The sequence below is a fragment of the Streptomyces sp. NPDC093221 genome (genome assembly GCF_044753885.1).
GTDB lineage: Bacteria > Actinomycetota > Actinomycetes > Streptomycetales > Streptomycetaceae > Actinacidiphila.
This window is the reverse complement of record NZ_JBIVOA010000002.1, coordinates 181,309-196,352: the sequence shown is the minus strand read 5'-3', so window position 1 is coordinate 196,352 and position 15,044 is coordinate 181,309. Positions and strand designations below refer to the sequence as shown.

12 protein-coding genes are annotated in these 15,044 nt (G+C 72.8%); 9 read left to right on the top strand and 3 right to left on the bottom strand.

What is annotated here, in order from left to right; all coding sequences use genetic code 11:
• Positions 1 to 26 precede the first annotated feature (26 nt).
• The 5 genes from ACIQCJ_RS07070 (at position 27) to ACIQCJ_RS07050 (ending at position 6,373) form a co-directional block, all read left to right on the top strand.
• Complete coding sequence (locus ACIQCJ_RS07070) at positions 27 to 1,070, top strand: 3-isopropylmalate dehydrogenase (protein WP_391161487.1); 1,044 nt, start codon at positions 27 to 29, stop codon at positions 1,068 to 1,070.
• Between the two features lie 243 nt (positions 1,071 to 1,313).
• Complete coding sequence (locus ACIQCJ_RS07065) at positions 1,314 to 2,402, top strand: branched-chain amino acid aminotransferase (RefSeq protein WP_355348140.1); 1,089 nt, start codon at positions 1,314 to 1,316, stop codon at positions 2,400 to 2,402.
• A gap of 363 nt (positions 2,403 to 2,765) precedes the next feature.
• On the top strand, positions 2,766 to 4,379 hold the full coding sequence (gene cimA / locus ACIQCJ_RS07060; protein ID WP_355348143.1) for a citramalate synthase: 1,614 nt from the start codon (positions 2,766 to 2,768) through the stop codon (positions 4,377 to 4,379).
• Between the two features lie 219 nt (positions 4,380 to 4,598).
• A complete protein-coding gene (locus tag ACIQCJ_RS07055; RefSeq protein WP_355348146.1) occupies positions 4,599 to 5,117 on the top strand; it encodes a hypothetical protein in 519 nt (172 codons plus the stop codon).
• Positions 5,118 to 5,434: 317 nt separating this feature from the next.
• Positions 5,435 to 6,373, top strand: a complete 939-nt coding sequence (locus ACIQCJ_RS07050; RefSeq protein WP_402710927.1) for a hypothetical protein — start codon at positions 5,435 to 5,437, stop codon at positions 6,371 to 6,373.
• Positions 6,374 to 6,394: 21 nt separating this feature from the next.
• Here the strand turns inward: ACIQCJ_RS07050 and ACIQCJ_RS07045 are convergent, their stop codons facing one another.
• Genes ACIQCJ_RS07045 through ACIQCJ_RS07035 form a run of 3 tightly spaced genes read right to left on the bottom strand, consistent with a single transcriptional unit; the run spans position 6,395 to position 9,578 of the window.
• A complete protein-coding gene (locus ACIQCJ_RS07045) occupies positions 6,395 to 7,135 on the bottom strand; it encodes an ABC transporter permease (protein WP_402710926.1) in 741 nt (246 codons plus the stop codon).
• Complete coding sequence (locus ACIQCJ_RS07040) at positions 7,132 to 8,634, bottom strand: ABC transporter permease subunit (protein ID WP_402710925.1); 1,503 nt, start codon at positions 8,632 to 8,634, stop codon at positions 7,132 to 7,134. The genes ACIQCJ_RS07045 and ACIQCJ_RS07040 overlap by 4 nt, the downstream gene beginning before the upstream one ends.
• Positions 8,631 to 9,578 (bottom strand): ATP-binding cassette domain-containing protein, encoded by a 948-nt coding sequence (locus ACIQCJ_RS07035; RefSeq protein ID WP_402710924.1) that lies wholly within the window; start codon positions 9,576 to 9,578, stop codon positions 8,631 to 8,633. The genes ACIQCJ_RS07040 and ACIQCJ_RS07035 overlap by 4 nt, the downstream gene beginning before the upstream one ends.
• A gap of 162 nt (positions 9,579 to 9,740) precedes the next feature.
• Between ACIQCJ_RS07035 and ACIQCJ_RS07030 the strand changes: the two genes are divergently transcribed.
• The 4 genes from ACIQCJ_RS07030 to ACIQCJ_RS07015 all read left to right on the top strand — a co-directional run bounded on the left by ACIQCJ_RS07030 (position 9,741) and on the right by ACIQCJ_RS07015 (position 14,911).
• Positions 9,741 to 10,232 carry a hypothetical protein gene (locus ACIQCJ_RS07030; protein ID WP_402710923.1) on the top strand — a complete coding sequence of 164 codons (492 nt, stop codon included), beginning with the start codon at positions 9,741 to 9,743 and terminating at the stop codon, positions 10,230 to 10,232.
• An 89-nt stretch (positions 10,233 to 10,321) separates the two neighbouring features.
• On the top strand, positions 10,322 to 11,455 hold the full coding sequence (locus ACIQCJ_RS07025) for a sensor histidine kinase (protein ID WP_402710922.1): 1,134 nt from the start codon (positions 10,322 to 10,324) through the stop codon (positions 11,453 to 11,455).
• On the top strand, positions 11,452 to 12,249 hold the full coding sequence (locus tag ACIQCJ_RS07020; RefSeq protein ID WP_402710921.1) for a response regulator: 798 nt from the start codon (positions 11,452 to 11,454) through the stop codon (positions 12,247 to 12,249). The genes ACIQCJ_RS07025 and ACIQCJ_RS07020 overlap by 4 nt, the downstream gene beginning before the upstream one ends.
• Before the next feature lie 238 nt (positions 12,250 to 12,487).
• Entirely contained in the window at positions 12,488 to 14,911 is a 2,424-nt protein-coding gene (locus ACIQCJ_RS07015; RefSeq protein WP_402710920.1) for a polysaccharide lyase 8 family protein, read from the top strand.
• The last annotated feature ends 133 nt before the right edge of the window (positions 14,912 to 15,044 follow it).

Genomic DNA, 15,044 nt, shown 5'->3' with positions numbered 1-15,044 from the left:
CTGGGACGCGGAGTAGGGTGCACGGCATGTCTCGCAGCATCAGCCTCGCAGTGATCCCCGGTGACGGAATCGGCCAGGAAGTCGTGACGGAGGGCCTCAAGGTCCTCGCCGCCGTGCTTCCGCAGGACGTCAAGCTGGAGACGGAGGAGTTCGACTTCGGCGCGAAGCGCTACCACGCCACCGGTCAGACGCTGACCGACGACGACCTCGGCCGGCTCAAGGCGCACGACGCGATCCTGCTGGGCGCGATCGGCGACCCGTCGGTGCCGTCGGGCGTGCTGGAGCGCGGCTTCCTGCTCAAGCTCCGCTTCGCCTTCGACCACCATGTGAACCTGCGGCCGAGCAAGCTGTTCCCCGGTGTCGCCTCGCCGCTCGCGGGCACCCCGGAGATCGACTTCGTCGTGGTCCGCGAGGGCACCGAGGGCCCGTACACCGGCAACGGCGGCTCGATCAGGACCGGCACCGAGCACGAGGTGGCCACCGAGGTCAGCCTGAACACCGCCTTCGGCATCGAGCGCGTGGTGCGCGACGCGTACGCCCGCGCCCAGGCCCGCCCCCGCAAGAAGCTCACGCTCGTGCACAAGAACAACGTGCTCGTGCACGCGGGCCACCTGTGGACCCGGATCTTCGAGCAGGTCGGCGCCGAGTTCCCCGAGGTCAGCACCGACTACCTGCACGTGGACGCGGCGACGATCTTCCTCGTCACGCAGCCCGAGCGGTTCGACGTGATCGTCACCGACAACCTCTTCGGCGACATCATCACCGACCTGGCCGCGGCCGTCTCCGGCGGCATCGGCGTGGCCGCCAGCGGCAACATCAACCCCAGCCGCGACTTCCCCTCGATGTTCGAGCCGGTGCACGGCTCCGCGCCCGACATCGCGGGCCAGTCCAAGGCCGACCCGACCGCCACCGTGCTCTCGGTCGCCCTGCTCCTGCGGCACCTCGGTTACGAGGCCGAGGCCGAGCGGATCGACGCCGCCGTCCAGGCCGACCTGTCCGAGCGCACCGGACAGCCCGCCCGCAGCACGGTCGCGATCGGCGACGCGCTGGCCGCCCGGGTATCCGCCTGACGCGGCGGTCCGACCTCGAGGCCAGGGGCTGCCCCGGCCCCACCTGTAGGTACCCGGCCCCACCGCTGCGATAATCGGCGGTGGGGCCGCGGTGCGACCGGATGCTCGGACGTCCTAGGACCTGTCCCGGTGTCCCCGCCGCCACGACGGCGAACGACAACGGCTGACCTGCGCTGACATCACCCGCCAGCGCACGACGGCGAACGACGGCGAACGACAGCGAACACGGCGAAGGACACGGACATGACGACACCCACGATCGAGCTGAAGCCCTCCGCCCACCCGCTGGCCGCCGCCGAGCGCGAGGCGATCCTGGCCGACCCCGGCTTCGGGCGGTACTTCACCGACCACATGGTCACCATCAAGTGGACCGAGGGCCGCGGCTGGCACGACGCCCAGCTCGTGCCGTACGCCCCGCTCTCGATCGACCCGGCGAACATGACGCTGCACTACGCGCAGACGATCTTCGAGGGCCTGAAGGCGTACCGCCAGCCCGACGGCACCGTGGCCACCTTCAGGCCCGAGGCCAACGCGCGGCGCTTCCAGTCCTCCGCGCGCCGCCTGTCGATGCCCGAGCTGCCGGTCGAGACCTTCATCGAGGCGTGCGACGTGCTGGTCAGGCAGGAGAAGGCGTGGGTGCCGGACGCGGGCGAGGCGTCCCTGTACCTGCGGCCCTTCATGATCGCCACCGAGGTCGGCCTCGGGGTGCGCCCGGCCAACGAGTACCTCTTCCTGGTGATCGCCTCCCCGGCCGGTTCCTACTTCTCCGGCGGCGTCAAGCCGGTCTCGGTGTGGCTGTCCGAGGAGTACGTGCGCGCCGCGCCCGGCGGCACCGGCGCCGCGAAGGCGGGCGGCAACTACGCCGCCTCCCTCGTCGCCCAGGCCCAGGCCATCGAGCACGGCTGCGACCAGGTGGTCTGGCTCGACGCGATCGAGCGCCGCTGGATCGAGGAGATGGGCGGCATGAACCTGTACTTCGTGTACGGCAACCGCATCGTCACCCCCGAGCTGTCCGGCTCCCTCCTGCCGGGCATCACGCGCGACTCCCTCCTCACCATCGCCGCGGACCTCGGCTACGAGGTCGGCGAGGGCCGGATCTCCGTGGACGACTGGAAGCGGGACGCCGCCGACGGCACCCTCACCGAGGTCTTCGCGTGCGGCACCGCCGCCGTGATCACTCCGGTCGGGTCCGTCAAGTCCACCCGCGCGAGCTGGCCGGTGGCCGACGGCGCACCCGGCGCGGTCACCATGCGCCTACGGGAGGCGCTTCTCGACATCCAGGGCGGCCGGGCCGCCGACCCGTACGGCTGGATGCACCCGCTGGGCGGCTGAGCGCGGGCAGGGGCGGCGCGTCGGACCGCGAGGCGCCGCCCACCAGGGAAGCGACCGAATGGTGAGACCGGCGTCCCGAGCGGGCCGGTTTGTGGCACACTGCCAACGTGCACCCGTACGCCAACGTGATTATTGGCCGCAGGCACGCCGGTCCGCAGTGACTGATCCCCTGACCACAGGGGAGCGTCACCCGCCCAGACCCGCGTGCAGACCTCTCGCATCCGCGAGAGGTTTTTTCGTTTTCCGGCCCACCACCGCCGGGAGGCGGGGCGCGAGGGACGATGGGGGCAAGTGGAGCTGGATCCTCCCGATATCCGCATGTCCGGACGGGAACCCACTCACCCGACAGGAGTTACGACAGCCATGACCGCCGAACTGGACGACAGCTTCCACGTCTTCGACACCACGCTGCGCGACGGCGCCCAGCGCGAGGGAATCAACCTCACCGTCGCCGACAAGCTGACGATCGCCCGGCACCTGGACGACTTCGGAGTGGGGTTCATCGAGGGCGGCTGGCCCGGCGCCAATCCCCGCGACACCGAGTTCTTCGCCCGAGCCGCCACCGAACTGGACCTGAAACACGCGACGCTGGTGGCCTTCGGCGCCACCCGCCGCCCCAACGCGGTCGCCGCGCAGGACCCGCAGGTCAAGGCCCTGCTGGACTCCGGCGCCCCGGTGATCACCCTGGTCGCCAAGTCCCACGACCGGCATGTGGAACTGGCCCTGCGCACCACTCTCGAAGAGAACCTGGCGATGGTGACGGACACCGTCTCCCACCTCGTCGCCCAGGGGCGCCGCGTCTTCGTCGACTGCGAGCACTTCTTCGACGGCTACAAGGCGAACGCCGCCTACGCCACCGCCGTCGTACGGGCCGCGCACGAGGCGGGCGCGTCCGTCGTCGTCCTGTGCGACACCAACGGCGGGATGCTGCCCGCCCAGGTCCAGGCCGTCACCGGGCTGGTCCTGGCCGACACCGGCGCGCGCCTGGGCATCCACGCGCAGGACGACACCGGCTGCGCGGTCGCCAACACCCTGGCCGCCGTGGACGCGGGCGCCACCCACGTCCAGTGCACCGCCAACGGCTACGGCGAGCGCGTCGGCAACTCCAACCTCTTCCCGGTGGTCGCCGCGCTGGAGCTCAAGCACGGCCGCCGCGTCCTGCCGCCCGGCACGCTCGGCGAGATGACCCGCATCTCGCACGCCATCGCCGAGGTCGTCAACCTGCCGCCCTCCACCCACCAGCCCTACGTCGGCGTCTCCGCCTTCGCGCACAAGGCCGGTCTGCACGCCTCCGCGATCAAGGTCGACCCCGACCTCTACCAGCACATCGACCCCGAGCAGGTCGGCAACACGATGCGGATGCTGGTCTCCGACATGGCGGGCCGCGCCTCCATCGAGCTCAAGGGCAAGGAACTCGGCATCGACCTCGGCGGCGACCGCGAGCTGGTCGGCCGGGTCGTCGCGCGCGTCAAGGAACGCGAGCTGAAGGGCTACACCTACGAGGCCGCCGACGCGTCGTTCGCGCTGCTGCTGCGCGAGGAGCTGGAACGCGCTGAGAACGGCGGCCCGCGCCGCTTCTTCCGCACCGAGTCCTGGCGCGTCATCACCGAGGACCGCCCCGACGGCACCCACGCCAACGAGGCGACGGTGAAGATGTGGGCCAAGGGCGAGCGCATCGTCGCCACCGCCGAGGGCAACGGCCCGGTCAACGCCCTGGACCGCGCCCTGCTCGCGGCCCTCGGCCGGATCTACCCGCAGCTCGCCGCCTTCGCGCTGGTCGACTACAAGGTCCGTATCCTCGAAGGCCGTTCGGGCACCGACTCCACCACCCGCGTCCTGATCACCACCACGGACGGCGCCGCCGAGTGGTCCACGGTCGGCGTCGCGGACAACGTGATCGCCGCGTCCTGGGCGGCACTTGACGACGCGTACACGTACGGGCTGCTGCGCGCGGGCCTCGAACCCCAGGAGCAGTAGCGGGATTTCGCCCCCTGGGCGTCACCCCTCGCGGGCCGTATACCGGCCTTTACCGGTCTTTGCCGTGCTCCGGGTCCCGGTCGTGTTCCCCGCGACCGGGACCGTTCATGTGCGGACACTGGCGGACGCGCGTAGAGCTCGGGCACACTCCTCCTGCGCCACCTGCACACCGGTCACCCGCACACCACCCACCCCAGCGGAAACAGCAGGAGGAATCGCATGACGCTACGTCTGCGCGCCCGATCCGTGCTCAGTGTCCTGACTCTCGTCCTCACCGCGGTGTTCGCCCCCGGCATCGGACTGGCCAGCTCCACCGACGCGTTCGCCGTCACCAAGCTCACCCACGCCCAGGCGACGAGCATGTTCAGCGGCGCGGGCATCACCTGGTCGTCCTCCGGCGGCTGCTCCAACCGCAACGTCTCGACGTGTACGTCCTTCGACCAGCTCAACCTCACCACCGCCCAGGGCGCCGTCACCCTCAAGCACGCCAGCGGCTGCGCCCTCAACATCACCGGCGGCACCGAGACCGGCCACGCCAGCGGCACGTACTCCCACTGGAACGGCTACAAGCTCGACTTCGGCAAGAACACCTGCATCACCAACTACATCCACAGCGCCTTCACCTACATCGGTCTCCGCGGTGACGGCTACCCCCAGTACCAGGCTGCCTCCGGCAACATCTACGCCGACGAGGGCAGCCACTGGGACGCCCTCTTCTACACCTGCGGCGGCTGCTGACCCCCTCCGGGGCGCGGGGAACGTGCGCTGCCGCAGCGCAGGGCCTTGTTCTCGGGGGCGCGGGGAACCGCGCGACCAGCCCCCACCGGGCTGTCAGCCCGAAGACAGCGGCATCTGCCCCGCTGGCGCCGGTCTTCAAAAGGCCGCGCCACCGTCGGCGGCTGAGCGCGCGGTTCCCCGCGCCCCTCAAAAGATCGGCGAACCGCCCCACAGCAGAGGAACCGCACGGGGCCGCGCCCCGGGAAGGATGAGTACGGATGCTCAGGCCCGCGCCGGAGGCGGACGGCTAGCGTCGGGGTAGGCGAAAGGAGCCCCCCGTGCTGTGGTTGGTGATGCTGCTCGGAGCGGCGACAGGTCTGCTCGGCACGCGGCGGCACCGCCGCACGGCGGCCCGCATGGGCGACCGCCTCTTCCCCGGCCGACTGGCCGTCTACGGCGCGCGTTCCCGCTTCCCCGCGGCCGGCGGCGCCGAGGTGATGTTCCGGGTGACGGACGACCCGGACGCCGTCGTGCGGCTGAGGGTGGACCGGGCGGAGCCGGAAGAGGACGAGCTGCGGAAGGCGGTGGCGGACGCCCTGGACCGGGCGCGGACCTGGCGCGGCCTCGACGCGGCGTTCCGCGCAGGCGGTTACGAGGTGTACGCCCTCGGCAACGTCGTCGCCGAGCCGTGGATCGCGGCCGACCCCCGGAACGGAACGGTCGACGACCTCCTCACCCGTATCGCCGCGTGCCTGACCCGCTGGTCCGGCGCCACGCCCACGACCGTACTGATCGCCCACCCCGACCTGGTGGCGGGCCTGAAGGAGCGGGACCCGAGCGCCCCGACGCTGCTGCGGGTGACCGCGAGGCGGCGGCTCGCCGCTCTGTCCGGCCAACGCCCGTACTACCGCGCCTGGTTCGAATGGCGCGACGGCGTCCCCGTCCCCGGCTCGGGGCGCCTCGACCTCGTCCGCCCCTTCGACGACAGCCAGCGCTTCGCCGCCGCCGTGGAGGCGAGCGCCGCCGCGTGGCTGGCCGAGGCGGTCCCGGAGGCGACGGTGTGTTCCGCGACCGGCGTGTGGCGGCTGCTCCCGAACCGCGTCGACCGCGTCACCGGCTTCGTCCTCTACCGCGACGAGCCCGAGCCGGGCCCCGTCTACCTCGGCAAACACGCCCTGCGCGTGACGACGGACCTGGACGGTGCGCTGGTCGGCGACCCGACCGTCCTGCCCCACGTGCGGGAGGGCCGGGGCCGCCTGCACCTGCCCGCCCTGTGAGGAGCGCGGCCCCCTGCTCCGTCACGCGTTCCGTCCCCGCAGCAGCACCCCGCCCCCGAGCAGGGCCGCCGCCGCCCACGCGGCCAGCACCCCGAGCCCCGCCCACGGCGGCAGCGGCAGCGCGCCCACGTCGACCGTGGCCTGGACGCCCAGCCCGGCCGTCATCGGCTCGACCCGCTGGAGCCGCCGCTGCCAGTCCTGGTCGGTGACGAGTTGGGCGACCAGCGGCAGCGCGTAGAGCAGGCCGAGCACGACCGCCACGGCGGCGGCCGAGTCCCGTACCGCCGTCGCCGCGCCCAGGCTGAGCAGCGCGATCAGGGCGAGGTACAGCACGGAACCGGCCGCCGCCCGCAGCACGGACCCGTCAGTCAGCGAGATCGGCACCAGCAGCCGGGCCGTCACCAGGCAGCCCGCGACGGTGACGGCCCCGGTCACCAGCACCAGCCCGGTGAGGACGAGCGCCTTCGCGGTCAGTACGACGTGCCGCCGGGGCACCGCCGTGAGCGTCGTCCGGATCATTCCGCTGCTGTACTCGCCGCTGATCGTCAGCACGGCCAGCACCGCCACGACCGCCTGGCCGACGTAGATCCCGGTCAGCGCCGTCCTCGCCACGTCCTGGCGGCACCCGGCCGCCGTGCAGTCCGCCGTACCGGCCGCGAGCGCGCTGACCAGCACCGTCAGCGTCAGCACCGCGAGCAGCAGCCACCCGGTGCCGGGCACCGTCCTCGCCTTCGTCCACTCGGCGTGCAGCGCGCGCTTCATACGTCCCTCCGCCGCAGCAGGACCGAGGCCACGCAGAGCGCCGCCGCCGTCCACGCGGCCAGGACGGCGAGTCCGCCCCACGGCGGGAGCGGGAAGTAGCCGAACGCGGGGGTGTACGTGCTGTCCACCCAGCCGTAGCGCGGCATGTTCTGCTGGATCGCGAAGCCCGCGGCCGGGGTGGTCCTGAGCAGCCAGCGGGCCGGTCCTTCGGGGAGGACGGAGCCGGTGGCGAGCAGGTAGGGGACGACGGTGGCGGCGAAGACCGCCGTCACGGCGGCCACGCTGCGGCGCAGGGCCGCGCCCACGGCAAGGGCGAGCACGGCGCAGAGCGCGAGAAGCGCGGCGGTGCCCGCGATGACCCGCACCTGGGTGAGCGCGGTCACCGGGAAGGTGAAACCGTTCGGCCGGACCAGCCACTTGCCCAGGAGCACGGCCGCGGCGGCGGCGGGCAGCGCGGCGGCGAAGGTGACGGCGCCGATGACGACGGCCTTCGCGGCCAGCGCACGGCCGCGCCGGGGGCTCGCGGTGAGAGTGGTACGGATCAGCCCGCGCCGGTACTCGGCGGTGATGAACGTCGTACCGATCACGATCACCACGATCAGCCCGGTGAAGGTGCCGAGGAGGCTGCGCTCGATGGTCTCGCCGCCGCCGGCGGACGGTCCGCCGACGTTCGGCGCGATGTCGCCGGTACCGGAGACGGTGAAGCTGCCGTCGGACTGTTCGCGGTAGCCGGAGGGCCCTGCCGTCTCGCCCGCGATGTCGCCGCCGATCTGCTCGCCGCGCCAAGCGCCCTCGGTGGCACCGCCGTTGAGGGTGACGTGGTCGAAGGTGCCGGTGGCGCGGGTGGCCTGGTCGGTGCTGTTCACGCCGCCGTAGCGCTGGCGGGACGCCTCGGTCAGCGGGGGAGAGGTGGTGAACAGGCCCGCCTGGACCGGGGCCGAGGCGGACGGCAGCCCGGTCAGCCGCGCCGTTCCGACCGCCGTCCAGTGCGTACCGTCCGTCGACTCCTCACCGGTCAGCGTGGCGCCCGACCTGGTCAGCCGCAGCCAGCGCGGGGACGCGGCCGATACGGCGCCGGGCGCGCCGGCCGTGTCGTGCGTGAAGTCGTGCTGGAGGCGGACGCCGTGGGCGGCCGTCACCATCAACGCGGCGTAGGAAGAGCCCTGTTGGGTGCCCGCCTTCACGAGAATCCCGGTTTTGGCCCAGGGGGCGGGAGAGCCGGTCAGTGAGGTGACGCGGACGGTGAGGCCGCCGTGGTCCGCGAGCGTCCGGTGCACGAAGTAGAAGGAGTCCGTCACGGCCTGGCCGCCGGGCGCCCTCGGGCCCGTGCAGGGCTGGTCGGGACGCTGGCCCGGGCAGGTGGCGTGCGAGGTCTGCGCGCTGAGCACGCCCACGACGACGGTCACGAGCGCGGCGGCGGCGAGGCCGATCACCCAGCCCCGTACCGTGCGGAATTTGGTCCATTCGGCGCGGAGTTGACGCAGGACGGGGGCGCTCACCGGGCCGTCTCCCCACCGGGGAGGTCGTGGCGTACGGGCTCGGCGGCCCGGAACTCCACGGCGTCACGGGTGAGTTCCATGTACGCCTCCTCCAACGTCGCCCGGTGCGACGACACTTCGGAGAACGGCACGCCGCTCCCGCCGAGCAGCCGTACGACGTCCTCGGGCGCGAGCCCCTCGACGGTCAGCGTCTCGCGGTCGATGGCCGCCACGGTCGCCCCGGCCCGTGCCAGGACCGTCATCGCGTCGGAGCGCGCCGTCGTCCGCAGCGTCACCCGGTCGCCGGACGCGGCCCCGATCAGTTCGCTCACGCTCGTGTCCGCGATGACCTTGCCCCGGCCCACCACCACGAGGTGGTCCGCCGTGTCCTGCAACTCGCTCATGAGATGACTCGACAGCAGGACGGAACGGCCTTGTGCGGCGAGCGACTTGAGGAAGCCGCGCATCCAGGCGATGCCTTCGGGGTCGAGCCCGTTGAACGGCTCGTCCAGCATCAGCACCTGCGGGTCGCCGAGCAGGGCCGCCGCGATCCCCAGGCGTTGCCGCATCCCCAGCGAGAACCCCGACGCCTTCCGCCGCCCCGCCGGTCCCAGACCCGCCTGCTCGATCACCTCGTCCACCCGGCGCGCCCCCAGGCCCTGCGCGTGCGCCAGCCACAGCAGATGGTTCCGCGCGCTCCTGCTCGGCTGGAGGGCCGCCGCGTCCAGCAGCGCCCCCACCTTCCGCAGCGGATCCCGCAGCTTCCCGTACGGCGTCCCCCCGATCAACGCCGTCCCCTCGTCCGCCTCGTCAAGGCCCAGCACCACCCGCATCGTCGTCGACTTCCCGGCCCCGTTCGGCCCGACAAACCCCGTCACTTCCCCCTCCCTCACCCCGAACGTCATCCCGTCCAACGCCGCCGTCCCCCCGTACCGCTTCCGCAGCCCCCGCACCTCAATCTCCATGCCGCCCAAGCTATGCACCCCCCGCCCCCCGGTCGTCCCCCACCGGAGCGACCCCCTGCGGGCGACCTCGCTCCCGCGGCGAGCCGCTCTCTCCAGGGCCGCGGCGAACCGCGCGCGGAAACCCAGGTGCGTACGCCTCGGTGACGGGGTCAGCATGGGCAGGTGTCCGAGCTGCAGTGGGATGACGTGAAGCCCTTCTTCGACCTCGAGTGGGAGGGACGCCTTCCTGACGTGTGGATCGAACAGACCACGGTCGAGGACTGGCAGAAGGTCTTTGACCTGGTCGGGGAGACCGGCTGGCGGAGCGAGTACGCCGAGGGTGGCGCGGTCATGCCGCTGCCGCGCGCCGAAGCGGTCCTGTCCCGGCCTGACGACGCCGACTGCGCGGACCTGCGCGTCCGGCCGACGCGGGACGTGCTGGCGATCTTCCGGATGGAGTCGGCCGACGAGATCGGCTTCGACGTGGACCTGCGAGAACTCCAGGGCCAGGAGCGGCTGGACGTGCTCTGCGGATTCCTTCGTGCCCTCGGACGTCGGCTGGGCAAGCCGGTGGTGATGACACCCGAGGGCGACGTGGACCGACGCCACCCGGTCCTCGGGTTCGACGTCGAAGCCGACCGAGTCGTGCTGCTGGCGGCCCCGTCGGCCGGCTGACGGCCGCCGTCCGTGCCCTGCCCGCCCCCACCGGACGGGTCCCTCGCGTGGGGGATGGCGGGGGAGGGAGGGGTGGGGAGAATGAGGGGGTGAGGGAAGCGGACCGCTGGGTGGGGGTGGGGGCAGCGGTGGCCGCGGCGGGCGCGGTGGGGGAGTGCGTCGCGCGGACGAGTGCCAGCGGGGTGAGCGGGAGGTTCGCCGCCGCGATGGTGCTGCTCGCGCTGGCGACGACGGTGCCGCTCGCGTTCGTACGGCAGAATCCCGCCGTGGCGGCGGCGACCGTGACGGCGGCGACGACGGTGGCCGTGACACCGTTCCACGCCCTGACGGTGGGCGGCGCCTGCGCCCAGGCGGCGGTGCTCCACGAGCTGGGCCGCAGAGGCCCACCGGTGGCGGCGGCGCTGCTGGCCCTGCCGTACGTGGCGCTGGCCCTGGCCCACGAGACGGCGGTCCTGACGCTGCTGCTCGCGGCGGCGGCCCCGGCGGCGGCCTGGTCGGGGATCGCGCGCCGGGCGCGCGACGAGGCGAAGGCGCACAGCGCGGTGCGGGAGCGGCTGACCGGATCGCTGGTCGAGCACACCGCGCGGGGCGAACGGGCCCGGATCGCACGGGAGTTGCACGACGTCGTGGCGCACCACATCTCGATGGTCGCGGTCCAGGCGGAGACGGCGCGGCTCACGACGCCGGGAATGCCGGAGGCGGGAGCCGCGAAGCTGTCGGCGATCGGCGACACGGCACGGTCGGCCCTGACCGAGATGCGGCGGCTGCTCGGCGTCCTGCGCGAGGACGCCGAAGCCGAGCCGCCGCGCGAGCCGCAACCCGGCCTGCTCCAGCTCAACGAGCTGCTGGACGACGCGCGCGACACCTCGGGCACGGGCGCTCGCCTCATCGTTCGCGGCGCGGCCCTGGAACTGGACCCGGGCGTCGAACTGGCCGCGTACCGCATCGTCCAGGAAGCCCTGACCAACGCCAGACGGCACGCCCCCGGCGCCGCCGTGGACGTCGAACTGCACTACGACGAAGGGACGTTGGCGCTGCGCATCCGGGACAACGGGCCGGGTCCGCCTCCCGCGTCACCGCCCGGCGGCGGCCTCGGCCTGCTCGGCATGCGTGAACGCGCGGCGGCCGTCGGCGGCGAGCTGCGCACCGGCCCCGCGTACGGCGGCGGCTTCCTCGTCGAGACGATCCTGCCCGCCAACTCCGCCCCGGAGCAGCCCCGATGACCCCGGACCGGGCCACACCCACACCCGCACCCGATGCCGCACCCTCACCCGCACCCGATGCCGCGCCCGCGCCGGACGCTATCCGTCTCGTCGTGGCCGACGACCACCACGTCGTCCGCACCGGCTTCGCCGCCCTGCTCGACTCGCAACCCGACTTCACCGTCGTCGGCACGGCGCGCGACGGCGCCGAGGCCGTACGCGTCTGCGCCGAACTGCGCCCGGACGTCGTCCTGATGGACGTACGGATGCCGACCATGGACGGCATCGAGGCGACGCGGCGGCTGGCCGCCCAGCCCGGCTCCGCGCAGGGCCCGCGCGTCCTCATCCTGACCACCTTCGACCTGGACGAGTACGTGTACGACGCCCTGCGCGCGGGCGCGAGCGGCTTTCTGCTCAAGGACGTCACCGCGGAGCGCCTCTTCGACGCGGTGCGGGTCGTCGCGGAGGGCCAGGCCCTGCTGGCCCCCACGGTGACCCGTCGGCTGATCAGCGAATTCGCCAACCGCCGCCCGGAGCAAGGCGATTCAGGGCAAGCGGACCCGGAGCCACCGAAGGCCCCGAGCGTGCATACGGCCCTCGCCACCCTCACTCCCCGCGAGACGCAGGTGCTGCGCCTGGTCGCGGAGGGCCTGTCCAACCCGGAGGTCGGCAAGCGGCTGCTGATCACGGAGGAGACGGTGAAGACGCATGTCAGCCGGGTGCTGATGAAGTTGGGGCTGCGCGACCGCACGCAGGCGGTCGTGGCCGCGTACGAGTCCGGGCTCGTGGTGCCCGGCGCGCGCGACCGAGCCTGACGCCCAGGGCCGAGCCCAGGCCCAAGCCCAGCCTCAGTGCCAGCCCCAGCCCAAGGGCCGGGCCCACGCCAACGCCCACGCCACGCCCTCGCGCCCGAAGGCCGCCCGCCCGCACCTCCCCGCCCCCACCTCCCCGCACCCACGTTGTCCAGACCATTGCTGTCCTGTGCGCCGCCGTGTTAGAAACCGTTTGCACTTGAGCGGAAACACTCCCGATGCGCCCGGAGGTTCCCCCGACATGCCCCCGACCTGGTCTCGCCGCACCCTCATCCAGTCGCTGAGCGCCGCGGCCCTCGCCGTACCCCTCACGAATCTGCCGTCCACGGTAACCGCTTACGCGGCAACGACGGCCGACGCGACGACAGTGGCCCCCGACGCCTACGACACCCTGCGCGCCCGGTGGCGCACCCTCCTTCTCGGCACCGGCTTCGACCCGGCCGCCGCCCCCTACGCCGCCAAGCTCACCGCCCTCGGCGCCAACGCCCGTACGTACGCGGCGAGCATGGCCCCGGCCACCGGCTCGCTCTGGCCCGACTACCCCTTCCTGACCGCCTCGGCCGGCGTCACCAACAGCTACGCCCGGCTCAGCACGATGGCCCAGGCGTGGGCCCAGCCCGGCACCGGCTCCACCGCCGACCCCGCCCTGCTCGCCAAGGTCGTGACCGGCCTCGACCACCTCCACACCCAGGCGTACAACGCGACCCGGACCACGTACGACAACTGGTGGGACTGGCAGATCGGCAGCCCGCGCCTGCTCCTGGACATCTGCGCCCTCGCCTACGACAGCGGCAGCCTCTCGGCGGACCGGATATCCGCCTGGACAGCGGCGGTTGACCACTTCGTGCCGGACTCGGCGGTCGCGTCGTACGCGGGTACGAGCACGGGCGCCAACCGCGTCGACCTGTGCCGGGTGCTGGCGCTGCGCGGGGTGATCGGCAAGAGCGACGCGAAGCTCGCGCTGGCCAGGGACGCGCTGTCGCCGGTGTTCCCGTACGTGACGACGGGCGACGGCTTCTACGCGGACGGGTCGTTCATCCAGCACACATGGGTGCCGTACACGGGGTCGTACGGGCAGGTGCTCATCGACGGGCTCGGACGGCTCTTCGCCCTGCTGGGCGGCTCCGGTTGGGCGGTGACCGACCCGAACCGGCAGCTCTTCCTGGACATGGTCGAGAAGGCGTACGCGCCGTGGATCTACAACGGTCTGCTGATGGACCCGGTGGTCGGCCGCGCCCAGAGCCGGGGGGTCTCGGCGGCCGACGCGCAGCACGTCAAGCAGGACGACCACCTGCGCGGCCACACCCTGCTGGCCAACATCGCCGTCCTCGCGCAGGGCGCGTCCACCGCGGAACAAGCCCGCTGGAAGGGCCTGTTGAAGGGCTGGATCGGCCGCGACGCCTTCAGCCCGGTGCTGTCCGATCCCCAACTCGGCGTCGCCGACCTGTCCCGGCTGAAGGCCGTCGCCGACGCCACGGGCACGGCGGCCGTCGCCGAACCCGTCGCGCACCGGCTGTTCGGCTCCATGGACCGTGCCGTGCACCGCCGTTCGGGCTGGGCGGCATCGATCAGCATGTGCTCGGCCCGCACGACGTTCTACGAGACCGGCAACGGCGAGAATCTGCGGGGCTGGCACACCAACAACGGCATGCTGAGCTGGTGGGGCGCCGACTTCGGCAACGGCCAGTACAGCGACGACTTCTGGCCCACCGTCAACCCGTATCGGCTGCCCGGCACCACCGTCTCGACGAAGCCGCTCGCCGACGCGTACGGCGGCGCGTGGGGTGCGGCGCGGCCGGACACGGTGTGGGCGGGCGGCGCCACGGACGGCGAATTCGCGGCGGTCGGGCAGTACGTGAAGGGCCTCGGCTCCACGATGCTCGGCAAGAAGTCGTGGTTCTGCCTGGACGACGCGATCGTCTGCCTCGGCGCCGGGATCAAGGCCACCGACGGCGTACGGATCGAGAGCGTCATCGACAACCGCAACCTCGGCGCGAGCGGCACCCACGCCTTCACCGTCGACGGCACCGCCCAACCCGCCACCCTCGGCTGGACGAAGACCTTCACCGGCGCCAAGTGGGCCCAGCTCGCGGGCTTCGGCGGCTACGTCTTCCCCGGCGGCGCCACCTTCAGCGCCCTGCGCGAGGCCCGCACCGGCTCCTGGCACGACATCAACACCGGCGGCACGACGGACGCCGTCACCCGCCGCTACCTCACCACGTGGTACGACCACGGTGTCGATCCGACCGCCGGTACGTACGCCTATCTGCTCATGCCCGGCGCCACGACCGCCGCGACCGCGGCCCGCGCCGCCGCCTCCTCCTGGCTCACCGTCCTCGCCAACAACGCGGCCCAGCAGGCCATTTCGGTCCCCTCGCTCGGCGTGACCGCCGCCAACTTCTGGAACGCGGGGACCGTCGGCGCCCTCACCGTCACGGCACCGGCCGCCATTCTCATCCGGGTGACCGGCTCCACCGCCACCGTGTCCGTCAGCGACCCCACGCACACCGGCACCGCCTTCGACCTGACCTGGTCCCGGGCGGTCACCGCCGTCACCGCCCACGACCCGACGGTGACGGTCGCCGCGACCGGGGCCGCTCTCCGGCTCACCGTCGCGCCGGGGAAGGCGGGGGCGTCCCACCACGCGACGGTCACGCTGGCGTAGCCGATCGCGTGAGGACAGATCGCGCGAGGGCCCATCGCGTGCGGGCAGATCGTGCGAGGGCCGATCCTGCGAAGGACCGTCCCGGGCGGGGCCGTCCTGGCAGGGGTGACGGAAAATGGGTCGAGCCCACGGC